The organism is Streptomyces stoeckheimensis (assembly GCF_045822005.1).
GTDB lineage: Bacteria > Actinomycetota > Actinomycetes > Streptomycetales > Streptomycetaceae > Streptomyces > Streptomyces stoeckheimensis.
Window position 1 is genome coordinate 6,173,866 of record NZ_CP169550.1, and the last position, 26,867, is coordinate 6,200,732.

The 26,867-nt window shown below is 73.2% G+C and carries 23 protein-coding genes, 1 tRNA gene and 1 pseudogene; 7 read left to right on the forward strand and 18 right to left on the reverse strand.

Annotated elements, in window-relative coordinates; translation table 11 throughout:
• Positions 1-8: 8 nt before the first annotated feature.
• Positions 9-749 (reverse strand): TerD family protein, encoded by a 741-nt coding sequence (locus ACE1OC_RS28005; protein ID WP_407841699.1) that lies wholly within the window; start codon positions 747-749, stop codon positions 9-11.
• 193 nt (positions 750-942) lie between these two features.
• On the opposite strand from ACE1OC_RS28005, the gene ACE1OC_RS28010 reads away from it, so the two are divergent.
• Genes ACE1OC_RS28010 through ACE1OC_RS28025 form a run of 4 tightly spaced genes read left to right on the forward strand, consistent with a single transcriptional unit; the run spans position 943 to position 6,143 of the window.
• A complete protein-coding gene (locus ACE1OC_RS28010) occupies positions 943-2,109 on the forward strand; it encodes an HpcH/HpaI aldolase/citrate lyase family protein (RefSeq protein ID WP_407839331.1) in 1,167 nt (388 codons plus the stop codon).
• A gap of 8 nt (positions 2,110-2,117) precedes the next feature.
• Complete coding sequence (locus ACE1OC_RS28015) at positions 2,118-4,637, forward strand: phosphoribosyltransferase (RefSeq protein ID WP_407839332.1); 2,520 nt, start codon at positions 2,118-2,120, stop codon at positions 4,635-4,637.
• Positions 4,634-5,464, forward strand: a complete 831-nt coding sequence (locus ACE1OC_RS28020) for an HAD family hydrolase (RefSeq protein WP_407839333.1) — start codon at positions 4,634-4,636, stop codon at positions 5,462-5,464. Before ACE1OC_RS28015 ends, ACE1OC_RS28020 begins: the two co-directional genes overlap by 4 nt.
• A 19-nt stretch (positions 5,465-5,483) precedes the next feature.
• Positions 5,484-6,143: an O-methyltransferase gene (locus ACE1OC_RS28025; protein WP_407839334.1), complete on the forward strand. Its 660-nt coding sequence runs from the start codon at positions 5,484-5,486 to the stop codon at positions 6,141-6,143.
• Here ACE1OC_RS28025 and ACE1OC_RS28030 read toward each other — a convergent pair.
• The 7 genes and pseudogenes from ACE1OC_RS28030 to ACE1OC_RS28060 form a co-directional block, all read right to left on the reverse strand.
• A complete protein-coding gene (locus tag ACE1OC_RS28030) occupies positions 6,140-6,352 on the reverse strand; it encodes an FmdB family zinc ribbon protein (protein ID WP_407839335.1) in 213 nt (70 codons plus the stop codon). The genes ACE1OC_RS28025 and ACE1OC_RS28030 overlap by 4 nt on opposite strands.
• Before the next feature lie 375 nt (positions 6,353-6,727).
• Positions 6,728-7,723 carry a sugar kinase gene (locus ACE1OC_RS28035; RefSeq protein ID WP_407841700.1) on the reverse strand — a complete coding sequence of 332 codons (996 nt, stop codon included), beginning with the start codon at positions 7,721-7,723 and terminating at the stop codon, positions 6,728-6,730.
• Positions 7,720-8,337 (reverse strand): bifunctional 4-hydroxy-2-oxoglutarate aldolase/2-dehydro-3-deoxy-phosphogluconate aldolase, encoded by a 618-nt coding sequence (locus ACE1OC_RS28040; RefSeq protein ID WP_407839336.1) that lies wholly within the window; start codon positions 8,335-8,337, stop codon positions 7,720-7,722. Before ACE1OC_RS28040 ends, ACE1OC_RS28035 begins: the two co-directional genes overlap by 4 nt.
• A gap of 295 nt (positions 8,338-8,632) precedes the next feature.
• Positions 8,633-9,379 (reverse strand): annotated as a pseudogene (locus ACE1OC_RS28045) (enolase C-terminal domain-like protein); the annotation flags it as partial.
• A 183-nt stretch (positions 9,380-9,562) separates the two neighbouring features.
• Complete coding sequence (locus ACE1OC_RS28050; protein WP_407839337.1) at positions 9,563-10,255, reverse strand: FadR/GntR family transcriptional regulator; 693 nt, start codon at positions 10,253-10,255, stop codon at positions 9,563-9,565.
• Between the two features lie 657 nt (positions 10,256-10,912).
• Positions 10,913-11,458: a DUF4383 domain-containing protein gene (locus ACE1OC_RS28055; protein ID WP_407841701.1), complete on the reverse strand. Its 546-nt coding sequence runs from the start codon at positions 11,456-11,458 to the stop codon at positions 10,913-10,915.
• A gap of 330 nt (positions 11,459-11,788) precedes the next feature.
• Positions 11,789-13,144, reverse strand: coding sequence for a hypothetical protein (locus ACE1OC_RS28060; RefSeq protein WP_407839338.1), 1,356 nt, complete (start codon positions 13,142-13,144; stop codon positions 11,789-11,791).
• A gap of 4 nt (positions 13,145-13,148) precedes the next feature.
• On the opposite strand from ACE1OC_RS28060, the gene ACE1OC_RS28065 reads away from it, so the two are divergent.
• Positions 13,149-13,223 (forward strand) — tRNA-Val (locus tag ACE1OC_RS28065).
• Between the two features lie 367 nt (positions 13,224-13,590).
• Here ACE1OC_RS28065 and ACE1OC_RS28070 read toward each other — a convergent pair.
• Positions 13,591-14,337 carry a nuclease-related domain-containing protein gene (locus ACE1OC_RS28070; protein ID WP_407839339.1) on the reverse strand — a complete coding sequence of 249 codons (747 nt, stop codon included), beginning with the start codon at positions 14,335-14,337 and terminating at the stop codon, positions 13,591-13,593.
• Between the two features lie 344 nt (positions 14,338-14,681).
• The gene (locus ACE1OC_RS28075) at positions 14,682-15,254 is read right to left on the reverse strand and encodes a response regulator (protein ID WP_407839340.1); all 573 of its coding nucleotides are present in this window, start codon (positions 15,252-15,254) and stop codon (positions 14,682-14,684) included.
• 544 nt (positions 15,255-15,798) lie between these two features.
• Here ACE1OC_RS28075 and ACE1OC_RS28080 point away from each other — a divergent pair.
• The gene (locus tag ACE1OC_RS28080) at positions 15,799-16,029 is read left to right on the forward strand and encodes a DUF2277 domain-containing protein (protein ID WP_407839341.1); all 231 of its coding nucleotides are present in this window, start codon (positions 15,799-15,801) and stop codon (positions 16,027-16,029) included.
• Positions 16,030-16,046: 17 nt separating this feature from the next.
• On the opposite strand, the gene ACE1OC_RS28085 is transcribed toward ACE1OC_RS28080, so the two are convergent.
• From ACE1OC_RS28085 to ACE1OC_RS28110, 6 genes are all read right to left on the reverse strand, one after another.
• Positions 16,047-16,949 (reverse strand): universal stress protein, encoded by a 903-nt coding sequence (locus ACE1OC_RS28085; protein WP_407839342.1) that lies wholly within the window; start codon positions 16,947-16,949, stop codon positions 16,047-16,049.
• A gap of 177 nt (positions 16,950-17,126) precedes the next feature.
• Positions 17,127-17,642 carry a hypothetical protein gene (locus ACE1OC_RS28090; protein WP_407839343.1) on the reverse strand — a complete coding sequence of 172 codons (516 nt, stop codon included), beginning with the start codon at positions 17,640-17,642 and terminating at the stop codon, positions 17,127-17,129.
• Between the two features lie 1,364 nt (positions 17,643-19,006).
• Positions 19,007-19,639 carry a DedA family protein gene (locus ACE1OC_RS28095; protein ID WP_407839344.1) on the reverse strand — a complete coding sequence of 211 codons (633 nt, stop codon included), beginning with the start codon at positions 19,637-19,639 and terminating at the stop codon, positions 19,007-19,009.
• Positions 19,640-19,797: 158 nt separating this feature from the next.
• On the reverse strand, positions 19,798-21,450 hold the full coding sequence (locus ACE1OC_RS28100; RefSeq protein ID WP_407839345.1) for an alkaline phosphatase D family protein: 1,653 nt from the start codon (positions 21,448-21,450) through the stop codon (positions 19,798-19,800).
• A 149-nt stretch (positions 21,451-21,599) separates the two neighbouring features.
• A complete protein-coding gene (locus ACE1OC_RS28105; protein ID WP_407839346.1) occupies positions 21,600-22,271 on the reverse strand; it encodes an HNH endonuclease family protein in 672 nt (223 codons plus the stop codon).
• A gap of 436 nt (positions 22,272-22,707) precedes the next feature.
• Positions 22,708-22,914 (reverse strand): hypothetical protein, encoded by a 207-nt coding sequence (locus tag ACE1OC_RS28110; RefSeq protein WP_407839347.1) that lies wholly within the window; start codon positions 22,912-22,914, stop codon positions 22,708-22,710.
• Between the two features lie 113 nt (positions 22,915-23,027).
• On the opposite strand from ACE1OC_RS28110, the gene ACE1OC_RS28115 reads away from it, so the two are divergent.
• Positions 23,028-23,480 (forward strand): VOC family protein, encoded by a 453-nt coding sequence (locus ACE1OC_RS28115; RefSeq protein ID WP_407839348.1) that lies wholly within the window; start codon positions 23,028-23,030, stop codon positions 23,478-23,480.
• Positions 23,481-24,500: 1,020 nt separating this feature from the next.
• Here ACE1OC_RS28115 and ACE1OC_RS28120 read toward each other — a convergent pair.
• Both ACE1OC_RS28120 and ACE1OC_RS28125 read right to left on the reverse strand, forming a co-directional pair.
• On the reverse strand, positions 24,501-25,181 hold the full coding sequence (locus ACE1OC_RS28120; protein ID WP_407839349.1) for an HAD-IA family hydrolase: 681 nt from the start codon (positions 25,179-25,181) through the stop codon (positions 24,501-24,503).
• A gap of 133 nt (positions 25,182-25,314) precedes the next feature.
• Positions 25,315-26,520, reverse strand: a complete 1,206-nt coding sequence (locus ACE1OC_RS28125; RefSeq protein ID WP_407839350.1) for a peptidoglycan-binding domain-containing protein — start codon at positions 26,518-26,520, stop codon at positions 25,315-25,317.
• Positions 26,521-26,867 lie beyond the last annotated feature (347 nt).

Genomic DNA, 26,867 nt, shown 5'->3' on the forward strand with positions numbered 1-26,867 from the left:
GCCGCCGGTCACCGGCGGATGAACTGCGGGCCCTGCGCCGGCAGCCGGAAGGACGGGTCCCCGCCCGGAGCCGGCACCGGGGCCTGCGCCACCGGCTGCGGGTAGCCGTAGGCGGGCTGGGCTACCGGCGGGGCCTGGGTGGGCGGCGCCGGGGTCGCCGGGGAGCCCGACGGGCCCTGGACCTGTTCCTGGGCCTCGGGGGCGTTCTCGTCCACGGAGATCCCGTGGTCGGTGGCCAGGCCGACGAGCCCGTTGGAGTAGCCCTCGCCGAGCGCGCGGAACTTCCAGGCGTCCGCCCGCCGGTACAGCTCGCCGCAGATCAGCGCCGTCTCGGCGCCCGTCTCCGGCCGCACGTCGAAGTAGGCCAGCGGTTCGGAGCCGCCGGTCGCGGTGGCGTCGTAGAGGAGGATCCGCAGGTCGTGGACCCGCTCGAAGGGGACGTCCTCGGCGGAGGCGACGACGAGGATCCGGTCCACGGCCGGGGTGACGGCCCGCAGGTCCGCCTGGACGGCGTCGGTGATCCCGTCGCCGAGCTGCTTCTTCCCGAGCCGCCAGACGGCCCCGGAGGGGTGCCGGGGCTGGTTGTAGAAGACGAAGTCCTCGTCCGAGCGCACGCGCCCGTCAGCCCCCACGAGCAGCGCCGAGGCGTCCACGTCGGGTACGTCGGGCCCCGCGGTCCAGCGCAGCACCGCGCGGACCGCCAAGGCGGCCACGGGGATGTTGGAGCCCTTCTGCATCGCGTGCGTCATGCCGGTCATCCTGCCCTCCCGGGCGGGACCGGGACAATGCGGCCCCCCGTAGACCTTGTCCGGATCGCGAGACCTGGGCATGGTGCAAGAGGGTTACCTGGATTTCATGTGCTTGAGGAATTTTTGACTCACGTTCGTACGTACTATTACCGGCCACGCCAGATCGGCCGCAGAGCCTGTACGGGGGAAGCACATGCGTCACTTCGGGCACATTTCGCCCACCGTCCGCAAGGACCTCTTCCACCAGGAGCCGGCAGAGTTCACCGCCGCCTCTCCCTCCGCCACGCTCGCGGCCGCGCTGGGAGCCACGCTCTACAGCCCGGCCACCCGTCCCCAGCTCGCCCGTGACATCCGCAAGCAGGCCGGACTCGGGGTCGTCTCCATGGTCCTCTGCCTGGAGGATTCCATCAGCGACGCGGACGTCGTGGGCGGCGAGGAGAACCTCGTCCGGCAGTTCGCCGCCCTCCACGAGGACCCGGCGGAGCTCCCGCTGCTCTTCATCCGCGTCCGGGAACCCGAGCAGATCCCCGACCTCGTGCACCGGCTCGGCGGCTCGGCGGCGCGACTGGCCGGATTCGTCCTCCCCAAGTTCAGCGAGAGCCGGGGGATCGCCTTCCTCGACGCCGTCGCGCAGGCGGAAGCCGCGAGCGGCCTGCCCCGGCTGTACGCGATGCCCGTCCTGGAGACCCCCGAGCTGCTCCACCTGGAGACCCGGGTCGAGGCCCTCGCCGGGATCTCCCGCACGGTCAACAAGTACCGCGAGCGGGTCCTGGCGCTCCGCCTCGGCGTGACCGACTTCTGCTCCGCCTACGGGCTGCGCCGCACCCCCGACATGACCGCCTACGACGTCCAGATCGTCGCCGGGGTGATCGCCGACGTGGTCAACGTGCTCAGCCGCGCCGACGGCACCGGCTTCACCGTCACCGGGCCCGTGTGGGAGTACTTCCGCAGCCAGCAGAGACTCTTCAAGCCGCAGCTGCGCCGCAGCCCCTTCCTGGAGGAGGGCGTCGAGGAGCTGCGCACCGCGCTGATCGAGCACGACCTGGACGGGCTGCTGCGCGAGATCGAGCTCGACCGGGCCAACGGGCTGCTGGGCAAGACCTGCATCCACCCCGCCCACGTCACCCCGGTCCACGCGCTCTCGGTGGTGTCGCACGAGGAGTTCAGCGATGCTCAAGACATCCTGCGCCCCGAGCGCGGGGGCGGCGGCGTCATGCGTTCCGCCTACACGAACAAGATGAACGAGGTGAAGCCCCACCGGGCCTGGGCCGAGCGCACCATGCTGCGCGCCGAGGTCTTCGGTGTGGCGAAGGAGGAGGTCGGCTTCGTCGATCTCCTCACGGCCGGGCTCCAGGTGTGAGCGGGCCGTTGACTGCGAAGAAGGGCAAGACGATCGAAGCGGTGTGGTCGGGAACGTGGGTCGCGGACCGGCTGGGCGTGAGCCTGGAGGACGGGACGGGTACCGGAACCGGCGGGCCGGCGCTGGAAGAGCTCCTCGGGCTGGCGCTGCGGCGCAACCCCAAGCGGGCGCACCTGCTCGTGTCGCGGGTGCTGGGCAAGCACGTCCCGCAGTCCCCGGCGGCCGTGTACGCCGCCGGGTACGGGCTCGGCGAGCGGGTCCGGGAGCTGCTGGGCGACGAGGAGGCTGCCTCGGCGGTGGTCCTGGGATACGCGGAGACCGCGACCGGGCTGGGCCACTGCGTGGCCGACGGCCTGGGCAGCGCCCCGTACCTGCACTCCACCCGCCGCCCCGTGCACGGCGTGGAGGCCGCGGGCGGCTTCGAGGAGGCCCACTCGCACGCCACCTCGCACCTGCTGCTGCCCGAGGACCCGAAGCTGCTGGCGGGCTCGGGCCCGCTGGTCCTCGTCGACGACGAGTTCTCCACCGGCAACACCGTCCTGAACACCATCGCCGACCTCCACGCCCGCCACCCGCGCGGCCACTACGTGGTCGTCGCCCTGGTCGACATGCGCTCCCCGGCCGACCGCGACCGCCTCGTCGCGTTCGCGGAGGGGCTGGGCGCCCGCGTGGACCTCATAGCCCTGGCCTCGGGCACGGTCTCCCTCCCGGAGGGGGTCCTGGCGAAGGGGCAGGCACTGGTCGAGCAGTACGAGGCGGCTGCCGCCTCCCGGGGCTCCGCCCCGGACCCCGCTCCTCAAAGGCCGGAGGGGCTGAATCCGGGCTGGACGCGGGTGGATCTGGACTGGCCGGCCGGGATACCCGACGGCGGACGCCACGGCTTCACCCCGGCCCACCGGGCAGCCCTGGAGGCCGCCCTCCCGGACATGGCCGCCAGGCTCACCGCCGCGCTGGGGGACCGCCCGACGAGGGTCCTCGTACTCGGCAACGAGGAGCTGATGTACGCCCCGCTGCGCCTCGCGCAGGCCCTGGAGGCGTCCGGCGCGGCGTCAGCGCCGGTCGAGGTGCGCTTCTCCACCACCACCCGCTCGCCGGTGCTCGCCGTGGACGACCCCGGCTACGCCATCCGCACCCGGCTGGTCTTCCCCGCCCACGACGCCCCGGCCGACGGGCCGGGGGACCGGTACGCCTACAACGTCCACAGCACGGCCGGCGCCGGCTTCGACGCCGTGGTCGCCGTCGTGGACTCGGCCGGGGACACCGCGGAGCTCCGTACCGGCCTGCTCGCGGCCCTCGCCCCGCACACCGGCCGGGTCCTGCTGGCGGTCATACCTTCGTACGTACCCGACCGGCAGGAGCCGATCATGACCGAGCCCCAGCACGGGCCCCTGGGTGAACCACTGCGCGGCCCCGCCTTCTCCTCCTACGCCGCCGAGGACGTCGGCTGGCTGCTCCAGGACCTCTCCGACGTCGAGCTGGAGGCCCCGACCGAGGAGCGCGAGGAAGCCATCCAGGCGGGCGGCGCCCACTACGCGGAATCGCTGCCGGTGGAGTTCCAGCCGTCCCCGGAGTACCAGCAGCTCTACCAGAGCGCGCTGACCGCCTCCGCCGCCCGGATGGCCCGCGCCGTCGGCACCGTCACCGAGACGGTCCTCGCCGAGCGCTCACCGTCTCCCGTCCTCGTCTCGCTCGCCCGCGCCGGCACCCCCGTGGGCGTGCTCATGCGGCGCTGGGCGCAGGCCCGGCACGGCCTGGACCTGCCGCACTACGCCGTCTCCATCGTGCGCGGCCGCGGCATCGACGCCAACGCGCTGCGCTGGCTGGCCGCCCACCACGACCCGGCCGACGTGGTCTTCGTCGACGGCTGGACCGGCAAGGGCGCCATCACTCGCGAACTGCGCGAGGCCCTGGGCGAGTTCGAGGGCTTCAACCCGGAGATCGTGGTGCTCGCCGACCCCGGCTCGTGCGTGGAGACGTACGGCACGCGCGAGGACTTCCTGATCCCCTCCGCCTGTCTCAATTCCACCGTTTCCGGGCTCGTCTCGCGTACGGTTCTCAGGTCCGACCTGGTCGGGCCCGCCGATTTCCACGGCGCGAAGTTCTACCGCGAGCTCGCCGGGGCCGATGTCTCCGTCGCGTTCGTCGACACCGTCTCCGCCCACTTCGAGGAGGTGGCCGAGGCCGTGGACGCCGAAGTCAAGGAGCTCCTCGCCGCCGACCGCACGCCGACCTGGGTGGGCTGGCGGGCGGTGGAGCGGATCAGCGAGGAGTACGGCATCCACGACGTGAACCTCGTCAAGCCCGGCGTCGGCGAGACCACGCGGGTGCTCCTGCGCCGGGTGCCGTGGAAGATCCTGGCGCAGCGCGGCGCCGGGGCCGACCTGGACCACGTACGACTCCTCGCGGAGCAGCGGGGGGTGCCGGTGGAGGAGGTCGACGGGCTCCCCTACACCTGCGTAGGACTCATCCATCCCCGCTTCACGCGCGGCGCCACGGGCGCCGACGGAAAGGCTGTGGCCGCCAAGTGACCGTCCTCGTAGCCAGTGACCTCGACCGTACGCTCATCTACTCGACGGCCGCGCTCGGCCTGACCATGCCCGACCCGGTGGCCCCGCGGCTGCTGTGCGTGGAGGTGCACGAGAGCAAGCCGCTGTCGTACGTGACCGAGACGGCGGCGGGCCTGCTGGCGGAGCTGTCGGCCGACCCGGGAGCGGTGTTCGTCCCGACCACCACCCGGACCCGCAAGCAGTACCAGCGCATCCGCTTCCCCGGCCGGCCGGCGAAGTACGCGATCTGCGCCAACGGCGGCCAGCTGCTGGTGGACGGGGTCCCGGACCGGGACTGGCGCCGCCAGGTCGCGGCGCGGCTCGCCGCGGAGTCCGTGCCGCTGGAGGAGATGAACGCGCACCTGCTGTCCGTGGCCGACCCGGCGTGGCTGCGCAAGGCGCGGGTGGCCGAGGACCTGTTCGCGTACCTGGTCGTGGAGCGGGCGCTGGTCCCCGCGGAGTGGATCAAGGCGCTGACGGAATGGTCCGAGGCGCGCGGCTGGACCGTCTCGCTCCAGGGCCGGAAGATCTACGCCGTCCCGCGGCCGCTGACCAAGAGCGCGGCGATGCAGGAGGTGGCCCGGCGTACGGGGGCCACGAGCACGCTGGCCGCCGGCGACTCGCTGCTCGACGCGGACCTCCTGCTCGCGGCCGACACGGCCTGGCGGCCGGGCCACGGCGAGCTGGCCGACGCGGGCTGGACGGCGCCGCACGTGACGGCGCTGGCGCAGGCGGGCGTGCTGGCCGGTGAGGAGATCGTGCGCGCGTTCACCCGCGAAGTGGCGCGACTCGGCACACCCGCCGCCTGATCGTGGGCACACTGGGCCCATGACCAAGGGCAACAGCACCAAGATCACAGACGAGCTCTACCAGTACATGCTCGCGCACAACCCCCCGCTGGACGAGGTCCAGCGGGGGCTGGTGGCGACGACGTACGAGGTGTTCCCGGACGCGGCCGGAATGCAGTCGGCGGAGGAGCAGGGGCCGCTGCTGGCCTTCCTGGTCCGGCTGACCGGCGCGCGGCACATCGTGGAGATCGGCACCTTCACCGGCTTCTCCTCCCTGTCGATGGCGCAGGCCATGCCGGCGGACGGCCGCCTCATCGCCTGCGACGTCTCGGAGGAGTGGACGGCGTACGCGCGCGAGGCATGGGCGAAGGCCGGGGTCGCGGACCGCATCGACCTGCGGATCGCGCCCGCGCTGGAAACGCTGCGCGCGATGCCGGCGGAGCCGCACATCGACATGGCGTACATGGACGCGGACAAGCAGAGCCAGATCGCCTACTGGGAGGAGCTCGTCCCGCGGCTGCGCCCGGGCGGCCTCCTGGTCACGGACAACACGCTGTACCACGGCCAGGTGCTGGACCCGGCGGCGACCGGTGGGGCGGCGGGGGTCCAGGCCTACAACGACCACGTCGTGGCGGACCCCCGCATGGAGTCGGTGCTGCTGGCGATCTCCGACGGCATCACCCTGTCCCGCAAGCGCTAGCCGCAGCCGCCACCGCCGCAGCAGCCTCCGCCACCGCCCATGGGCGCGGCGGGGGCTGCGCTGGTCCCGCCGACGGCGACGGCGGAGAGCAGCTTGACGGTATCGGGGTGCCCGGCGGGGCAGTCGGCGGGCGCGGAGGACTCGGCCATGGGCCGGCTGACCTCGAAGACGTCTTCGCAGGTCCGGCAGCGGAATTCATAACGGGGCATGCGGACAGGCTACGCAGTCCCGCCCGGCCACCGGAATCCCCCGCGCGCCGGATCCGCGGCGCGGGTGGGCCGGCCCTGCGGGGCTGGGTCCCCTACCCGCCCTTCCACCGTTCCCCGGGCTCCGCCCGGACCCGTTGCCGGGGGCCGGCCCCCGGACCCCCGCTCCTCACACGCCGGAGGGGCTGGATTTTCGCCGGCGGCGGGCACATCCAGCCTCGCCGGCGTTTGAGGAGCGGGGTCTGGGGCGGAGCCCCAGGGGGTCCGGGCAGCGCCCGGGGAACGGGCGAAGGGCGGGTAGGGGACTCTGCCCCGCAGGGCCCCCGGAACCGGCGGAGCCGGGACACACCCCCGTGTCGCCCCGACCCCGCCGGGGTCTCAGCGGACCACCGTGCCCGCAGGGGCGGACAGGAGGCCGAGTTCCGCGCGGGTCGGCGCACCCTCCCAGTCGCCCCGCGAGGCCACCGCGAAGGCGCCCGTGGTGACCGCGCGGTCCAGGCGGGCCTCCGCGGTCGACCCGTCGAGGAACGCCGAGAGGTAGCCCGCGACGAACGCATCACCCGCACCGACCGTGTCGACCGCACGGACGGCCCGCGCCGGGGCGTGGACCGTCCGGCCGTCGTCCGTGTAGGCCGTCGCGCCGGCGGCGCCGAGTTTGACGACCACCTCGCCGACTCCGAGGGCGAGCAGCTCCTTCGCCCGGAGGGCCGGGTCGGCCGGGGTCTCCGCCGGGAGGCACAGGGGGAGTTCGTCGTCGGAGGCGATGAGCACGTCCACCGACGGCGCCCACCCGCGCAACACCTCCGCAGCCTCCTCCGAGGACCACAGCCGGGACCGGAAGTTCACGTCCAGGCAGACCAGCGCCGAGTGCTCGGCCGCGAGGCGCAGGGCGAGGGTGCAGGCCGAGCGGGCCGAGCGGGAGAGCGCCGGGGTGATCCCGGTCAGGTGCAGGACCTTCGGCGGGGCCGCCGTGAAGGCCCGCTCCAGGGAACACGCCTTGAGGCGGGAGCCCGCCGAGCCCGCGCGGTGGTAGTGCACCCGCGTGACCTCCGGCAGCCTGGGCTCCGCGATCATCAGCCCGGTCGGGGCGCCGCCGTCGTCGCGGGAGGCTCCGGAGACGTCGACGCCCTCGGCACGCAGGGTCCGTAGGACCAGCTCGCCGGCTTCGTCCTCGCCGACCGCACCCGCCCAGCGGACCGCGTGCCCGAGCCGGGCCAGGCCGATCGCGACGTTCGACTCGGCGCCGGCGACGGAGACCTCCATGGACCCGCCGAGGCGCAGCGGGCCGCTGCCGCGCAGGGCGAGCATCGTCTCCCCGAAGGTGAGGACCTCGGGTGCGGTGACGGTCCCGGTCCCGGTCACGGTCCCGGTCACGCGCAGGCCGCCTTGAACTCCGCCGCCCGGCGCCGCAGCGCGAGCAGGTCGCCGCCGTCGGCCGCGTCGCCGATCAGCGGGGAGCCCACGCCGACGGCCACCGCGCCGGAGGACAGGTACTCGGCCGCGGCGGCCGCGTCCACCCCGCCGACCGGTACGAACGGCAGGTCGGGGAAGGGGGCGCGCAGGGCCCGGAGGTACGCCGGTCCGCCGATCGTGCCCGGGAACAGCTTGAGGGCGGAGGCCCCCGCCGCGTCGGCCGCCATGACCTCGGTCGGGGTGATGACCCCGGCCAGTACCGGCAGCCCCTGCCGGACGGATTCGTCCACGCCGGCGCCGAGGCCCGGGGTGACCATCAGGTTGGCTCCGGCGTCGGCGGCCCGCTGGGCGTCCTCGGCGGTCAGGACCGTACCGGCCCCGAGCCAGGCCCCGTCGCCGAGCTCCTTGCGGGCCCGGCCGATGACGTCCAGCGCGTCGGTCCCGCTGAGGGAGACCTCGATGAGCGGGACGCCCTCCTCGACGAGGGTCATGACGGTGCGGAAGGACGCCTCCGCGTCCCGGCCGCGGACGATGGCGACGAGCCGCTCCTGTCGCAGCGCTGCGCCGAACTCCATGGGAATGCCTGCCTTCTGATGTGGGGGGTGGGGGGAAGCTGTCGGTGGTGGGGGAGCTGCCGGTGGTGGGGGAGGCTGCCGGGTGGTGGTGGGGGCTCACCACTGGGCGAAGGAACCGTCTTCGTGGCGCCACACCGGGTTGCGCCAGGCGTGGCCCTTCTTGTCGGCGGCGCGGACGGCCGCCTCGTCGACCTCGACGCCGAGGCCCGGCCGTTCGGTGCGGACCAGGGAGCCCGACCTCGGCGAGGGAGGCGATGCGGCGCAGTTCCGAGATGCCGCCGGCGTGCGAGATGTCGGGCTGCAGGATCGCCACGCCGGCCTGCAGGGGGGGGCGAGGAACTCCCGCCGGGAGAAGAGCCGTTCGCCCAGTGCGAGGAGGATGTTGGAGGCGTTCACCAGATCGGGGACGGCCTGCATGTGCTCGGAGAGGACCGGCTCCCTCCTCGACGAACACCGGGTCGTGCGGGGCCAGCAGGGGCAGGATCCGGCGGGCGTTGGCGGGGGAGACCCGGCCGTGGAAGTCGAGCCCGAAGTCGCGTTCGTCACCGAGGACTTCGCGGGCCGTCTCGGCGCGCCGGAGGCATTCGCGGAGCTCGGAGCGGGTCGCGAGGGGGCTCATGCGGCCGCAGCCGTTCATCTTGACGGCCGTGAAGCCCGCCTCGATCTGCCGGAGCAGCGCGTCCTCGATCTCGTGCGGCTCGTCGCCGCCGACCCAGGCGTAGGCGCGGATCCGGTCCCCCACCGGCCCGCCGAGGAGCTGGTGCACGGGCTTCCCGTACGCCTTGCCCTTGATGTCCCACAGTGCCTGGTCGAGCCCTGCGACGGCGGAGGACGGCACAGGGCCGCCGCGGTAGAAACCGCCCTTGGTCATGACCTGCCAGTGGTCCTCGATCCGCATCGGGTCCCGGCCGACGAGGTGCTCGGACAGCACCTCCACGGCCGCGCGCACCGGCTCGGCGCACCCTTCGACCACGGGTTCGCCCCAGCCGACGACGCCCTCGTCGGTCTCTGCGCGGACGAACATCCAGCGCGGCGGGGCCATGAACGTCTCGATGCGGGTGATCTTCACGGCTGACGGTGTCCTCTCCTTGTGGGGTGGCAGGAGGGGATCTGATCTGCGGTAGTGCCGGGGCGGCGGACGGCGCTGCGGGCGCCGGCCGATACCCCGGGTCCTACGGGTCTTACGGGTCTTACGGGTCCTGCGGTCTTACGGGTCCTTGGGGTCCTACGGGTGGTCGCGCTGCGCCATGTCGAGGAGGTCGAGCACGGCCCGCTGCGCCCCGTCCGGGTTCCCGGCCCGGACCTGGTCGACCACGGCCCGGTGCACCGCGTGCGGGTGCTCGAAGTCCCCCTTGTGCACCGCGCGGTCGCGCTCCACGAGGGCCGGGATGATCACCCGGTACATCTGAGCGAAGAACAGGTTGTGCGAGGCGGTCAGCAGCGCCAGGTGGAACGAGGCGTCCGCCCGCACGTGCGGCATCGGGTCGGAGTCGCTCGCCGCCATCGCGGTCAGCGCCGCGTCCAGTGCGGCGAGGTCCTGCTCGGTGGCCCGTACGGCGGCCAGCGCGGCGGCGGCCGGCTCGATCGAGCGGCGCAGTTCGAGCAGGTCCGAGAAGAAGCAGTCGGGCGCGCCGGCCGCGAGCTTCCAGCGCAGCACGTCGGCGTCGAAGAGGTTCCAGTCGGTGCGCGGGCGCACGAAGGTGCCGCGCTTCTGCCGGGCGTCGACCAGCCCCTTGGCCATGAGCACCTTGATGGCTTCGCGGAGCACCGTCTGGCTGACGTCGAGCTCCTCCATCAGGAGGGGGAGGTCGAGGGTGGCCCCCTCGTCGTACGTGCCGTCGAAGATCCGGCGGGCCAGCTCTTCCACCGCCGCCTTGTGGACCCCGCGGCCGGCGTACGCGGCCTCGCTGCTGCCCATTCCGGTTTCCCCTCTCCCCGTCGGGGCTTTGGTCCCTACTTGCTCCCCTACGTGCCCCCCGGCAAGGCAAAGACTTGCACAAGTAATCGTTAATTAGCAATTATCGAGTCGCACTACCGGAACATCTGATTCCGGCCGCTCCGCGCAGCTTCTCCGCGCTGCTGGGCGCTCCTCACAAGCCCCCGGGGGACACCGATGCCCCTCAGCCACGACCCGGCCGCCGCGACCACGCGGCCGGGCACCGGTGCCCGGCCCGTCCGCCCCGTCGTCCGGCCTGCCGAAGCGCCGGATCGGCAAGTACCGCTTCGCGATCCTCGCCGTGCTCTTCGTCAGTACCGCCATCAACTAGCTGGACCGCAGCGTCGATCGTGGCGCCGGACGTCTCCAGGGACCTCGGCATCTCGCCCGAGACGATGGGCTGGCTCTTCTCGGGCTTCGCCTGGAGGTCTTCAACGTCTTCGGCAACCTCGCCGGCATCGTCGTACCGATCGTCATCGGCTACATGATCGGCGGCGGCGACGGCTCCTTCGCCCTCCCGCTGATGCTGATCGGCGGCATCACGATCGGCGGCGCCCTGTCCTTCCTCTTCCTCGTGGACAAGGTCGAACGCATCGAGGCGTAGGCCGTCGCACCGCGCCTACGCAGGCCTCACCGCGCCTATGCAGGCCTGCCGACGGGCGGCCTCCCGCTCGCGCTCGTACGTGCCCGCTGCTCCCGAGCCGCCTGCTCGGGGTGGCGGGCGCGCCAGTACGGGTTGTCGTGCGGCAGGGCGCTGCCCACCCGCCCGTACATCCCGAACCACATCAGCATCACGCCGACCACGAAGCTGAACAGCACGTTGGGGATGTGGAAGGCCAGGAAGTTCATCTTGGTGTCGAGCAGCGCGAGGTTCACGAACCCGCTCGCGATGAACAGCACGCCCAGCACGATGTTGAGCGTCGAGGCGAACGTGCCGCCGATGACCATCCCGATGAACAGCAACAGCCCGATGCAGATCGACAGCACGCTCAGCGCGCCGTTGGTGTTCAGCGCGAGCACGGTGTCCCCGCCGGTGTCGAAGAACCCGATCCGGTCGATGAGCCCGAGGATCCCGAAGGCCACCAGCAGGAGTCCGGTCAGCCCGGCGCCGACCCGGTAGACCTTGCTGAGCCGGTGATCTCCGGGCAGGTGCTCGTCGAGGCTCGCGTTCACGGGACGCATCATGCGGTACAGGATCCCGGGGGAGCTCCGGGGCGGTGCCGCCGTCGCGTACGGCTCGTGGGCCACGTAGGGCGCGTAGTGCTCATGGGGCTCGTGGCACCCGTAGAGGGCGTGTGGCGCGTACGACTCCTGCGGCGCATGGGGCACGGAAGACGCCTGGGGCGAACGGGAAGCCCGGGACCAACGGGGTCTGTGCGGCCTGCGCAGTCCGTGAGTCCTGTGGTGGTGTCCCTGAGAAGCGTGGGCGGCCATGGCGCCCTCCTCTGCTCCGTTCGTGGCCCCTCCAGCATCCGCCGGTGCCCCCACCCGGACAAGTCCGGACCGGGAACCCCCTCAGGCGTGGCCGCGCTCGGTCCGGATGTCCGTCACGACCCGCTGCACGGACGACCGTACGGCCTCCATCTCCTGGAGGAAGGCCCAGTAGTCGGGGTGGCGGTCCTCCAGCGCGGACAGCGCCCGGGCGACCCGGGCCACCGCGTCGTCGAGCGGGCGCGCGTGCCGGGCCTCGGGGACCGTACGGCCCTCCATCGCCAGGCGCTGCGCGTCCCGGATCGCGAACCGGGTCCGCTGCACCTCCGCCTGCGGATCCCGTGCCACCGCCTCCAGCCGGGTCAGCCGGTCCTGCGCCGCCGACACCGCCTCGTCGGTGGCGTCCAGCGAAGCCCGCACCGCCTCGACCAGGGCCGCCACGACGGCCCACTGCTGCTGGTCGCGGGCCCGGCCGGCCTCCGCGAGCCGGTCCTCCGCCTGCGCGACGTCCCGTACCGCCTGCTCCGGGACCTGCTGGAGGTCCTGCCAGCAGGCCGCGCTGAAACGCCGGCGCAGCTCGCTGAGCACCGGATCCACCCGGTCCGCCCGGTTGCGCAGGGCCTGCGCCCGGGTCCGCAGGCTCACCAGCCGCCGGTCGATCTCCGCGGCCCGCTCCGGGAGCCGCGCCGCCTCGGCCCGTATCCCCTCGGCGTCGCGCAGGATCCGGTCGGCGCGCTGCACGGTCTCCTGCACGCCGTGCTGCGCGGCGCCCTGGTTCAGCTTGGTCAGCTCCGGCCCGAGCGCGGCCAGCCGGGCGGCCAGGTCGTCGGCCCGGATCCCCTTGCCGCGCACCTCGTCCAGCGCCGTGCTCGCCGCGAGCAGCGCGGCCCTGGCCCGCTCCCGTGCGGGCGCCACCCGGGCCAGCTGGGTCTCGGCCCGGTCCAGCAGCGGCTGCAGCCCGTGTGCGAACCGGTCGAGCTCGCCCTTGACCCGTACCAGCTCTTCCTTGGCCCGCGTCAGCTCGTCCCGGGCGCGCGTCGCGGCGGACGCATCCAACTCCACCCGATCGAGATCGTGCGCGTCGACGGCATCGATATAGACATGACTCACCTGGTCGATCCGCTGCCCGAGCGCGGCGAACCCCTCACCGACCCGACGCGCCTCCGGCGACCCGTCCGCGGCCGCGATCGTCTCGATCGAGATCCGCAGATCCCGCTGCGCGGTGTCCAGCTCGTAGAACGCCGCCGCGGCAGCGTCCTTCGCCGCCTGCGCGTCCGCCCGCCGACTCTCGTCCCGCCCGCCGCCGAACCACCGCCGGGGTGCCGTCGTCACAGTCGCCTCTCCCGTACCCGGTCCGCATGTCCCCTGCCCCGGTCCATTCTCCCCCACAGGAACGGGTTTGCGTGGGGGGTGTGCCCTGCATGTAGGCTGTCCACTCATCCACGGGTGCGTAGCTCAGGGGTAGAGCGCTGCTCTTACAAAGCAGATGTCGGCGGTTCGAAACCGTCCGCGCCCACCAGCACAAAGGCCCCCAACCGATCATGGTTGGGGGCCTTCGACGTCCCCATCCGACACCAACGGGGACGGCCGGGAACGACCGCGCGGCGGGTCCCGAGCAGCCGATCCACGAGCCCGACCGCCTCGCGCACGACGGCCTGCCGCACCCTGTGCCGACGCTGGGGGAGCGCCACGGATCCGCCTCGGCGAGGGTTCGTAGGGCCAGGCCCGCCTCCTCGTGGACCTCGGCCGTCCCACGCCCAACGACGCCACTTCGGAGACGCCTTGGACAGCTTCCTGCGCGCCGAGGAACTCGCTCCCGAGAGGTCCCCACACCCACGTAGCCGCCGGGGCAGTCGTACGCGACCTCATCCTCGTAGCCGGCCGACCTACGAACCCAGCCGGGCTCCGCGATGCCGGGCCACGGCGTAGACGGCCTCGACCTGCTCGTGCGTGAGCTTGCCGGTGAGCGGCCCCAGGACGGAGACCTCCCGCTCCCGGTAGATCCGGACACCGAGCTGAGTCGGGACCCGAGGCAAGTCCTGCGCGCCGACGAAGACGAGCACGGGCTCGACCGGAACGGGAAAGGCGCAGTAGCGCTCCAGCACCCCGCGCACGTACTTCGCTTCGGCCCGACTCTTGGCCGGGTACGGGCGGGCCGGGCCGTGGTCCACCTTGACCACGTCGTCACCGATCCACACGGACTTCCCTTGCAGGTTCTTGGTGTTGATCGTGAACACCCCGCCAGGCCCGATGAGCAGGTGGTCTACGTCCCCTCCGCGTGAGAGCCGGATCGAGTGCAACACCTTCCACCCGTGCCGGGTCAGCCGCCCGAGCTCGGCGCCGGTCTTCCGCTCACCGACCAGGCCCCTGGACCACGAGTCCCACCGGTTCTTCCTTCGCAACAACCGGTTGACCACCGGCTCCACCGGCCTGGGCCCCTGAGCCGCCAGCAGGTCGCGCACCTCAGCCCCGGGCCGGTTCCGGGCTAGATCGTTCTCCTTGGTCAGCACAGGAAGCTCCGCCACGACCCGCGCCCGCGCTCCATCCGGGCGGCGTGGAGGCGCCTCCGGCTCGGGCGACTTGCCCGGCTGCTCCGGCACCTTGGGCTGCTCGGCGAAGTGAGCCCGAAGCACGGCCACCGCCTCAGCCCGCCGCTCCTCCACCAATATGGTCACCTTGCCGGTCCGAACGTCCGCCCACGCGACGGCGGTCCCATCCGGGAGGTTCACGTACCACCGGTCATGACCAGGCTTGCGCCACCGTGAAACCTTCAGCTCGCCCATGCCGCCCCCTGACATCGCGCCCCGAAGCCAATGGGAACGGTCAGGCCCAAGGGCTGGCCGAGTTGCCGACCAGCGTGCGGCCCCCTAATCAGGCTCGACCCCAACCCGGGCATGGCACAGGACAAAGCCGCTCTGCCGACCTTGTGCCGCGTGCGCTCCGACATCACGCTAATGGCACTTAACGGCGAGAATGGTCATCCAAGACTCATTCTGGCCCGCTCCATTAGGTCGATCACATAGTGAACAACGTCGCGAGGATCGTTCGTGCCTCCAAAGATCCGGCGGTCGACACCCAGCTCCGGATTGAATGACATCGCGTAAATTACCACTGGGGTCGGGATCTTATGAAGCTCCAGTTCCCGCAGCATCTTGATTCCTGCCTGCGGGTCGCCATTCCGCTTTATGTCACTGAGGATGATGTCGTATCCACCCTGCTCTACGTACGCAAGGGCATCCTCGGTTGACGGGGCCGTGTCTACGGTCATGCCAGCCGAGCGGAACAGTTTGATCAGTTCGCTGTTCCCTGGAGGGTTATCGTCAACCCAGAGGATTCTGCCACCGCGTAGGGATTCTGCCGCGTGATCCCATCGCCGGATTTCTCCCTTCCCGCCTCCCCCGCCGACAGTCGTCTCCATGCTCTCTCTGGGGCGGTCGAGGAAGCGCCGAATGATCGGCTTCCGAAGTGTCAGAAAGGCAAGGGTGGCGAATGCCACCCACATGGTTTCTGGAATTATGCTGATCAGTTCACTCCAGAATGAATGGGACACCCAGACATCATGGAGGCCTGTCCGATATCCTGCAACTTGCCCCAAGATCTCAGCCAGTGGCGGGGAGCCGAGCGGGCTTCGCGCCGGTTCGGCCTGGTCGAACCGCGAGCGGGAGGGACGGGGCGGGGCGGGGCGACGCAACCGAGGTGCGGCGCGGTGACCAAGCGCGGAGGTCGGTGTCGAAACAAGGCGATCGTCGGGAGCGGCCAGTGCGCCAAGCACCAGGGGCGCTGGACTCGACAGGGGAACGCGCAGGCGGAGGCAAAGCAAGCCAAGGCCAAGATGCAGGGGCCGCGGAAGAAGAAATGGGGCTGGTGGTGAGTGGCCTCTGACGTCCATGGGTGACATCAACGCGGGTGCACACTGACGGTTCCGGGTGGTCATGCAGGGGGTTCACGACCTCGGATCGGTCGGTGCGGGGCGCCTGGGTGAGCTTGCAGAGCGAAGGAGGCGATCAGCGGGACGGACGGCCGGAACGGGGGGCTCGGATCCCTTTCATGTTGTTGTTGCTGTGGTGGTATTCGTGGGGCGGGATAGTGGAGGTATGTGCCGATCGATCAAGACGTTGCGTCCGCCCGCCATTCCGGAGAAGGCGACCGAGGAGGAGATCCGGGCCGCCGCCCTGCAGTTCGTGCGGAAGGTGTCCGGCTTCAGGGCGCCGGCCGCGCACAACCAGGAGGTCTTCGACGCCGCCGTCGACGCGGTCGCGGAGGCGACGAGGGACCTGCTGGACGGGCTTCACGTCAGGGGGGCGGGGGCGGCCGCGGCCGGGTGAGGGGTGCCGGGCGGACGTCAGGCGGCTGCCGGGACGGCGTCCTCCTCCAGGGGGACCACCGCGACCGGGCAGCCGGTGTGGAGCAGTACCGCGTTGGTGACGGAGCCCAGGCGCGGGGAGAGCGGGCGCTTGCGGTGGCGGCCGAGGACGATCAGGTCCGCGGCCTGGGAGGCGGCGACCAGGTGGCCGGCCGCGTCGCCGGGCGCCGACAGCTGCTCGATCTCCACCTCCGGGTACTGCTCGGCGTACGGGCGCAGGTGCGCGGCGGACAGGGCCGTGACCTCGTGGGCGTTGGCGGTCTCCTCGTGCGCAGCCGAGGCGATGGCGCCAGCGGCGGTGAAGGTCCGGCCGGGCCAGGCGTGCGCGACGACGACCTGGAGCCGGGCCCCGCGCCGGGCCGCCTCGCGGAAGGCGAAGGAGGTGGTGCTCGCGTCGGGGGCCGCGCTGTTGAGGCCGAGTACGACCTGACCGTACGGGTCGTGCAGGGGCGGCTCGGCGCGCGGGACGACCACCACGGGGCAGGCGGCCCGGCTCGCGCAGGCGATGCCGTTCGAGCCGAGGAGCAGGCTGGCGAAGCCGCCGCGGCCGCGTGAGCCGAGGACCATCACCTGGGCGTCCTCGCCCAGCCGTGGGAGTACCTGGTCGGGGGCGCCGGGGTGCGAGGCGTACTCGATCGGGGGGAGGCCGGCGCGGCCGTCGAGTGCCTCGCGGACCCGGATCAGTACGGGGTCGTCGTCGAGGCCCGGCTCGGTGAAGGCGCCGGACAGGGCTGCACCGATGGTGTTCATGTAGAGGCGGGCGTGCACGATGCGCAGCGGGGTGGAGGCCATCAGCGCTTGGGAGATGGCCCATTCCAGGGCCCGGTTGCCGTTCGCGGAGCCGTCTACGGCGGCGATCACGGGGCGCGGGCTCTGGTCCATGGCGGGCTCCTTGAGGGGCAGCGGTGCGTGGACTCAGCCTTGCGGGAGGGGGCTCCGGGCGGGAGTGGGGAAGGTCCCGAGTGCGGCGGGACCATCGGCCACTCCCGTCGGGGGGAGGGAGGGGGAGGGGGAGTACGGGTTCGGGGTGGGGCGCGGCGGGTGGGGCGGCGGGTCGGGTCAGGAGGCGTGGCCCGTGCGGCGGCGCAGGATCCAGGCGCCGGCACCCAGCGCACCGGCTACGAGGGCGCCGCCGATGGCGATCTGGCCCGGGCTCATGGAGTCGACGCTGCCGCCGAGTCCGCCGCGGGCGGCGCCCGGGGTGATGTTCAGCGCCACGGTGACGCGTTCGCCGCCTGGGCCGCCGCACTCGAAGGTGACGGGATGTGAGCCGGCGCTGATGTTCCGGGAGGTGGTGGCGGAGCCGAAGAGGTTGGTGGCCTCGGCGTTGCCTGGGGTCAGCCAGACGTCGCCGAAGGCGCGGGAGGTGGCCTTGCCGGTGCGGGTGCCGCAGCCGGTGACGTTGAGGCTGACCCGGTCCCCGGGGGCGACGTTGGTCGGGGAGACGCTGCCGGAGGGCTGGGCCTGGGCGAGGGTCGGCGGCGCGCCTGCGGCGAAGGCGACGGTCGCCGCGGCGACGGCGAGCAGGCGGGGGAGGGGGCGGTACCGGCGGGGGCTGTGGGGGGTGGCGGGCATGGAGAGGACTCCTCGGGCTCCGGGAACTGCGCGGCGCGGATTCGGGTGCGCACCGTTCTCTGGACGCTAGGAGCCCGGCGCGGCCGGGGCGATCGCTGCCGGGTGAACGGGTGAGCCACTGCTCCGCCCGGGGGAGGTGGGGCGGAGCGGGTGGGGCCGGAACCGGGTTGCGGGCGAGGGAGTCGGGGGGGATCGGGGTGGGGCCGGCCCCGGGCTGGCCCGGGGTGCGTGGCCGCGGGGACCGCTGCGGGGCGAATGGCTGAGCTACCGGTCCACCGGGGAGGCGGCGGGGAGGAGCGGCGGGGAGGAATGGACGAGGGAGCGGGGTCCGGTTCGGGCCTCGTGCCCGGGGCACCGAGGCGGCGCGCCGACGGCGTGAGGCCGGGGCGTAGGAGTGAGCCGGGGGTGGTCCCGGGGTGCACCGCCGTGGAAATTGCTGCGGGTGAACGGCTGAGCCGCCGGTCCCGCCGGTCCCGCCGGTCCCGCCGGTCCCGCCGGTCCCGCCGGGGGCGGCGGAAGGAGCGGGTGGGGCGGCGCGGGCGGGCCGGGCGTGGTGCCCGGGCGGAGGGGTGAGCCGGGGCTGGGTGGCTGGGTTGCACGGGGGTGCATGGCCGTGGCGATCGCTGCGGGGTGAACGGCTGAGCTACCGATCCGCTGGGGAGGCGGGAGGAGTGGGTGGGGCGGTCGGGCCCTGGGCCCGGGATCCCGAGGGGTGCGTAGAGGGCGTGATGCCCGGGCGGAGGGGTGAGCCGGGGCTGGGCGGCTGGGCGGCTGGGTGGCGCGGGGGTGCATGGCCGTGGCGATCGCTGCGGGGTGAACGGCTGAGCTACCGATCCGCTGGGGAGGCGGGAGTAGTGGGTGGGGCGGTGGGGGCGGTCGGGCCCTGGGCCCGGGATCCCGAGGGGGCCGTCGAGGGCGTGGTGCCGGGCCGAAGGGGTGAGCCGCGGGCTGGCCGCTCGGTTGGCTGGCGGGGTGGGCGCGGGCCGGTCGGGGAGGCCGGGCTGGAGGGGCGCGGCGGGCGGCCGGGGTCTGGGACGGCCGGGGGTCGGGCCGGAGGGGGGAGTGAGGGCCGGTCGGGGGCCGGGCCGATGGTGCGAGTGGGGGACCGGTCCGGGTCTGGGCCGATGGTGCGAGTGCGGGCCGGTCGGGTCTGGCCGAGGTGTGGGCGGGAGTGGTGGGCGCGGACCGGCCGGGGTGTGGGCGGGAGGGGTGAGTGTGGACCGGTCGGGGGCAGCACGACAGGCACACGTGTGGGGTGGGGTGTCGGCGGTGGCTGCGGTGAGGCGCGTCGTTCCGTGGGCGGGCAGGGCGGGGCGTGCTTCGGGGCTGGCGGTGGTTGGTGCAGCGGCTGGCGGCGCGGTGGGTCAGGTGGTGGCGGTGGGGGTCGGGGTGGGGCGGCGGACTACGAAGGCTGCCAGGGAGCCTGCTGCGAAGAGGGCGATCAGGGAGATCGCGGTGCCGAGCCAGGTGGTGCCCAGCCACTGGGTGCCGAAGTAGCCGAGGGCGATGCTGTAGCCGGCCCAGGTGATGGCGGCCAGGACCGACCAGGGCAGGAACTCCCGGACCTTGCGGTGGGTCTTGCCCGCGCCGAGGGAGACCACCGAGCGGCCGGCCGGGGCGAAGCGGGCGATCACCACCAGGGCGCCGCCGCCGCGCGCGAGAGCGGTGCCGAGGCGCTCGTGGGCCCGGGTGAGCCGGCGGGAACGGGCGATGGCGCGGTCGAGGCGGGCCCCGCCCCGGCGGGCCAGCCGGTACGCGGCCATGTCACCCAGTACCGAGGCGGTGACGGCCGTCACCAGCAGCGCCAGGATGTCCGGCACCTGGGACTGCACGGGCACGGGTCCCGCCGCTCCGGCTGCCGCAGCGGCCGCCGCCGCAGCGGTGACCACCAGCACCCCGCTCGGCAGCACCGGGAGGAACACGTCGAGCAGGATGGACAGCGCCACGAGGGCGTAGATCCACGGGCTCGAAGTCATCGAGCCCAGAGTCTCAAGCAAAACGGGACTCCCCAGTCCGGTTGACGTGCCTCGGCGTGAGGCGCCGCGACGTCGCGGGGAGCGGCAGGGGCGGCTGACAGCGGAACAGCGTACGCCGGGTGTCCACGGACCGGACGCCCGGGTCGGTGCTCCGGCGTGACGGGTCGCCCCGCCGTGCGTCAGCGCGGCGGCGTGAGGTCGCGGTCCAGGACCGTCACCAGGCGGGGCCCCTTGCGGGCCTGGTCCAGGCGCAGCCGCGCCGAGCGCCCCGACAGCGCGAGCGTCATGAGCTGGTTGCCGAAGAACGGGCCGCCCGTACGCCGCCAGCTCAGCGGAGGCCGGCCCGTCCGGCCGTGCCGGGAGAAACCCCGGCCCAGCCACCGGCCGAGTCGTGACCAGCCCAGCCGGAAGCCCCATTTCACGGCGGTGTGGATGGAGTTGTGGACCGGGGAGCACGTCAGCTGGAACACCTGCGCCGTGCTGGGTATTCGGGGCTCGGCCACATACGCGTGGTGCACGTCTCCCGAGAGCACGCACACCGTCGCCGGCGCCCGCGGGCCCGTGCCCACCTCCTCGATCAGGTCGCTGAGCATCGCGAACGAGGCCGGGAACGCCGCCCAGTGCTCGAGGTCGCTCCGCCGGCGCAGGTTCTCCCCGATCCGGGCCCACCTCGGGCCCCGCTCCCCGCGGCACAGCGCGGCATTCCACACCTCCGCGTCGTGCACGAGCGGCGGCATCAGCCAGGGCAGCGACGAGCCGATGAGGAGGTGGTCGTACGCCCCGTGTCCGTCCAGGGCGTTCTCGCGGAGCCACTGCTGCTCCGCCGGGTCGAGCATGGCCCGCCCGTCCTCGGCGAGCACCCGGGCGGCCCGGGTGTCCACCATCAGCAGCCGGGACCGGCCGAAGTCGCGGCGGTAGCTCCAGCGCACCGTGGTCGGGTCGGCGTCCGCCGAGGTGGCGAAGGCCCGTAGCACGTCGGTGCCGTCGGGGGTCGCCCGTACCGCCTCGAACACGGGGTCGGCCGCCAGCTCGGCGGGGGAGAGGTTGCCGAGGTGCTGGTACACCCAGTAGGTCATGAGGCCGCTGACCACCCGCTCCTGCCACCACGGGGTGGCGCGCATCTCCGCCAGCCACGCGGCGCTGGTGTTCCAGTCGTCGATGACGTCGTGGTCGTCGAACATGTGCAGGCTGGGGACGGTGGAGAGCAGCCAGCGGATCTCCGGATCGAGCCAGGACTCGTAGTAGAGCCGGGTGTACTCCTCGAAGTCCGCGACCTGGGCGCCGGGGGCCTCGCGGAGGTCCCGCCGGGCCGCCAGCCACTGGCGGGTGGAGCGGGAGAGCTGGTCCGCGTACACCTGGTCGCCGAGGAGGAGCAGGACGTCGGGCCGCACCGCCGCCGGGTCGGCGGCCAGATCGGCGGCGAGGGTGTCGAGCGCGTCGGGGCCGTGCGGTCCGCGCCGGTCGGCCGGCGGGGCGGCCTGGCGGCAGGAGCCGAAGGTCAGGCGCAGGTCGGGAGCGGTCGTGGAGCCGCGCCGTCCCGCGGGCGGGGTGGTGATGGTGCTCGCGGGGAACGGGCTGTCGGGCAGCGGCCAGACCCGCAGGCCGTCGAGGAGGACCTCGTAGGCCGTGGTGGAGTCCGGGGTGAGGCCGGTGACGGTGATCAGGGCGTAGTGGTGGCCGGCTATCTGGAAGGTGTGGACGCTCCCGCCGGAACCGTCGGCGCACCGCACCTCGGCGGTGCACGGGCGGTCCGCCTCGATCCACAGCGTGGCGGAGTCGCCCGCGTCCCAGTCGACGTGGCGCAGCAGTGGTCCCAGGCGCAATGCCCCCATGTAACTCCCCCTCCTTCGTCCGGCGTTCGTCCGGCGTTGCCGTTCGATCACCGTACGACGGGGAGGGGGTGGTCCACCTCCCCCTGGCGGGGGAAAGATCCATGGCCAGGGGTGGGGCGGGGTGGGGCGGAATGGGCGTGCGTGGGGCGTCAGCAGGCGTTGAGGACGTTGACCAGGGCCGTCTTCTCCGTTGAGTCCATGCTCAGGGCCCAGTACTGCTTGACCTCGACCCACATGCGCGCGTACGTGCAGCGGTAGGCGGTGCGCGGCGGCAGCCACTTGCCGGGGTCGAGGTCGCCCTTGGCCTGGTTCACGTTGTCGGTGACCGCGATGAGCTGGGGGCGCGTGAGGTCGTTGGCGAACTGCTGGCGCTTGGCGGTGGTCCAGGAGTTGGCGCCGGACCGCCAGGCCTCGGCGAGGGGGACCATGTGGTCGATGTCGATGTCGGAGGCGGCCGTCCAGGTGGCGCCGTCGTACTCGGAGTACCAACTGCCGCTGACGGCCGCGCAGGCGGAGTCCTGGACCACGCCCGAACCGTCGCGCTTGAGGACGGTCTCGCGGGTGTTGCAGGTACCGGAGACGGTGCTCCAGTGGGGGAAGAGGTCGCGGCTGTAACCGCTGGTGGAGCCTTCGGTCTTCGGGGTGACGGTGGCGAGGTACGAGCGGGCGGCCGCGGCGCTGATGGGGGTGGGAGGGGAGGCGGCGGCGGTGGGGGCGCTGAGGAGGGTGGTCAGGGAGGCTGCCGCGAGTATGGAGGCGAGCGTGCCGAGTCGACGCGCGTAGACGGAGGGCGTGGAAGTCCTGGAGGGCGTGGAGGACATGGGGGCTCCTGGGTGGGGGCAGGGGTGGTGGGCGCGGGAGGCGCTGAGCGTGCGGGTGCGGGTGCGGGTGCGGGTGCGGGTGTGTGGTGTGGGCGTGTGGTGCGGCGTGGCCATGCTGGCCGCGCCGGGTTTCGGGGGGATGGGCGCGAAGTGACAGTCTGGAGGCATGAGCATGTCATGGCGAGGTTGGTGACGGGCCTGGGGGTGGGGGGAGTTGGGGTTCCGGGGTGGGTTGGGTGGGGGTGGGGCTAATGTTCCGCGTCCGGATCGAGGCCCGGGTCTGGTTCGGGGCCCGGGTCCGGGTCTGGGGCGGGGGCAGGGTCTGATCCGGGGCCTGCTTCTGTGCTCGTCTCGGTGGTGGTGAAGGTGGTGGCGGGAGTGGGCATGGCAACGGCGCCGCGCCCGGTCGTTCCGGGGGCGGCGCCGTGATCTGGAATCAGAGTCCGGTGGTGAAGGGGTTGTTGTGGACCGCGTTGGAGTGGTAGGTGATCCGGTCCTTGCGGAGTTGCTCGGTGCGCTGCAGCTCGATCAGGATTCCCTCCGACGCCACCGAGCGGCGGCGGTTCTCCCGGCGTAGAACCTTGGCGATGAGGTACAGCGCTGCGAGCCCCATCAGGCTGAAAAGGACGATCAGTTCGGTCATGACGTTTCCCCCGTGGTCACGCTCTCGGCCTGCGTACTCCGGTGATCCGGCGATCCGGTGCGCCACGGTCGACCGTACCTCCCGTTGTCAGACCTTCCTGCGAGGGTGAGGTCATGGAGACCACCTTGCAACTGACGATCGACTGCGCCGATCCGGGGGTGATGGTGACGTTCTGGGTCGAAGCGCTCGGTTACGTGCCGGAGCCGGCGCCGGACGGGCATGCGACCTGGCGGGCGTACTGGGAGGGCATGGGGGTGCCGGCGGAGGAGCTGCCCGAGGGGGTGGGGGAGTTGCCGGAGTCGATCGTGGATCCGTCCGGGCGGGGGCCCCGGGTGTGGTTCCAGCAGGTCCCGGAGCCCAAGGCCGGCAAGAACCGGATGCACCTGGATCTGAAGGTCAGCGGTGGGCGCGGGGTTCCGATGGGGCTCCGGAGGCGGCGGGTCGACGAGACGGTGGAGCGGCTCACCGGTGCGGGGGCGACTGTGCTGCGCGTGCTGGACGAGTTGGAGACGCACTACGCGGTGGTGATGCAGGACCCCGAGGGGAACGAGTTCTGCGTCGCCTGAGCCCGGGACTCGGGGTGGCCCTTGCGGTGGGCCGCGGGGTGGGGCGGCCGAGTGGGTTCGGCTTGGCCTGGCTGGTCGTGCCCGTGGAGGTGGGCCCGAAGGGTGGGGAGGGGCTCGGCTGATGGGGCTCGGCCGGGCGGGTGGGCCTGGGTGCGCTGGCTGGGTTGGGGATGCTCGGGCAGGGCGGTTGGGTCGGTGCGCGTCCGGCTGTCGAGGTTCGGACACCCCCTAGGGCGGGCGGGGCGAGTTTGGCCGCTCGGGGCTGGTGGCCCGGATCTGACTCTGGGGTGGGCAGGTCCGCAAGGCGGGGGCGGGGGTGGTGCTTGGCCGGGTGGGCCCGGTCTGCCTCTGGGTGAGCCCGAAGGCGGGGCGGGGCCTGGCCGGCGGGTGGCCCGGTGTGCTTGGTGGGTCGGTCCGCCTCGGCGCACGTCGCTTGGAGTGCGTCCGGCTGCTGAGGGCTGGTCCGTCTGGGCGGGCGGGGCGAGTTCGGCGGCCGGAGCCTGCCCGGCTGGGGTGGGCGGGGCAAGTTCGGCAGCCGGGGCTTGCCTGACCGGGGTGGGTTGGGCGAGTTCGGCGGCCGGGGGTTGCGCGGCTGGGGTGGGCGGGGTGAGTTAGGTGGCGGGGGCCTACCTGGCCGGGGCGGGCTGCTGCGCCTGGCGCCTTGGGGGGTGGCTGCCTGGATTGGCTGCCGGATCTGGCCACCAGGTTTGGGGCATCTCGGTCCGGCCGCCTTTCGGGCGCCGCGGGCCGCCGCGACCCTGAACCTGACCGTCGTGGGGTGGGGCCGCCATGGGGTGGGCCGTCTGGAGGATTGTCCGAGCAGGCCGTTCGTCCGGTTGTCCCCGGGTGGGGTGCCGGTCGGGTTGCCCGGAGAGGCCATCCGCCAGGTTGTCTGGAGCGGGGCGTCTGGTCGGTTGTCCCGGGGTGGGTCGCCTCTCGGGTTGCTCCGAGAAGGCCGCCTGTCCGGTTGTCCCCGGGGGCCGTCCTGCGGGCTGTTGGCCGTCCGGTGGGTGGGCTTGGTCAGGCCGTTTCGAGGGTGAGGGTGATGGAGTCGTCGGGGGAGGTGGTGACGGCGACGGCGGTGAGGTCGAGGACGTGGGCGGTGGGGCCGTGAGCGGCGGCGCGGGGGCCGACGCCGATGACCCGCATGCCCGCGGCCTGGCCCGCGGCGATGCCGGCGGCGGAGTCCTCGAAGACGATGCAGTCGGCCGGGTCCACGCCGAGGGCGGCGGCGCCCATCAGGAAGCCCTCCGGGTCGGGCTTGCTGGCCTGCACGGACTCGGCGGTGACCCGGACCTCGGGCATCGGCAGGGCGGCGGCCGTCATCCGGGCCGTGGCCAGGGCCGCGTCGGCGGAGGTGACCAGGGCGTGCGGGAGGGTGCTGAGGGCGGCCATGAAGGCGGGAGCGCCGCCGATCGGGACCACGCCCTCGGTGTCGGCGGTCTCGCGGGCGAGCATCACCGCGTTCTCGGCGAGGTTCTCCTCCATCGGGCGGTCCGGGAGGAGGATCGCCATCGTGGCGTAGCCCTGGCGGCCGTGGACCACCTTGAGGGCTTCCTCCGGATCCAGGCCGTGGGCCACGGCCCAGTCGTGCCAGCAGCGCTCGACCACCGCGTCCGAGTTGACGATGGTGCCGTCCATGTCCAGGAGCAGGGCCTTGGCGCTCAGGACGGCGGGGGCGGTGGTGGTGCTGGCCGGCATCGGAGGGGCTCCAGACGGGACGGGAAAAGAGAACAAGTGGTTCCGTCCACCGGTCAGGGAGTGAGGACGGAACCACTTTGTTCCTGAACAATACAAAACGTGGAGGGGTGCTCGCCACCTGATGCGGTGTGTTCTATCCCTCCAAGGCGCGACGGGTCGCCGGACCGTAGACGCCCCAAGGGTCCTCATCGATGCCGTTGTACGCCTGGAACGTCGAGACCGCCGATTCCGTACGGGCTCCGTACCGCCCGTCGTACTTGCCGTGGTAGATGCCCTGCGCTGCCAGCAGGCGCTGGAGCTTCTCCACCTCGGGGCCCGAATCCCCGTACCGGAGGGTCGGTGCCTGTGTGGGGGGCCGCGTGGTCGGTCGGGAAGTGCGGCTCGGGGTGGGGGACGGGGCGGCCGACGGGGTCGACGAACGGCTCGGGGTGGGGGAGGGCGAGGGGGACGCCGAGGCGGAGGCGGAAGTGGACCGGGAGGGGCTGGTGGTGGGGGCTGGCGACGGGGTCGGGCCGGTGCTCGCGGGGGCCTGTGACGGGGCGACCTGGGTGAGGCTGGTCAGGGGGGAGGAGGGTTTCGCGTCGGCGAGGGTGGCCTCCGGCGCGGCGGGTCCCGAGGTGGCTCGCAGGGCGAGGACGGCCGCGCCGATCACCACGACGGCGGCGGCCGCGATGACTGCGAGCGGGCGGATGCGGCGACGCGGGGGTCTGGGGGAGTGCGCCCCGTCCGCCCCGTCCATCCCGTGTGCCCCGTACGGAGGGCCGCCCATGCCCCCGGGGTGGGCCGCGGGTGACCCGTACGAGCTGTGGGGCCCGGGCGTGGCGTACGGGTCGTACGGCGGGACCGGGCGCAGCTGCATCGTTTCTTCGGGCAGGGACGCTACGGGTGTCCCGTACGCGGGAGTCTCAGCCCCGGGCGGCAGCGGCGCGGCGCGGGTCGGGCTGGTGGCGGGTGAGTGCGGCGACGCGGGATCCGCCGGGCCGGGGTAGGCCGGGAAGACGGCCGTCGGGCCGGAGTGCGCGGCGGTGCCCGCGGCCTCCGTGTGGGACGAACCGGAGTGCGCAGCCGTGCCTGCCGGGCTGCCGGGGTAGGGCGGCAGGTCGGCTGTCTGGCCCTGGCGGGCAGCGGTGTCCGTCGGGCTGGTGTGCGCTGGCGGGGCGCCGGCCGGGCCGGAGCCCGCCGAGGTGGCGTCCTCCGGGTCGGTGGGGGGTGCGGGGGTGTTCGCCTGGCCGGGGTGTGAGGGCAGGCCGGGCGCCCGGCCCGGGTGCGGAGCGGACCCGGGTGAGTCTTGCCGCGCAGTGGAGCCGGTCGAGTCGGAGTACGGCGATGCGGTGCCCATCGGTCCCGGGTAGGCCGGCAGGCCGGTCGGTCGGCCTGGGTGCGGTGCGGGGTGTGGGGAGACAGGGTGCGCAGGGGTGCCCGCCGGGTGGGTGTGCGGTGGCAGGCCGGCCGTCGGGGGCGTGTCCGCAGCGGTGCCAGCCGGGCTGGTGTGCGCCGTCGAGGCGTCGGCCCGGCCGGGGCCCGCGGACGCGGCGCCCGTCCCGCCGGGGTGCGGTGGAGTGGTGCCCGGGTTCGGCTGCGGAGCGGTGTCTGCCGGGCCGTGCGGCGGCGGAGTGGTGCCCGGTCGGGCTGCATGGGGAGGTGTCGTGGCCGCATGGCCGGGGTGGCGCGCCGGGATGGCTGACG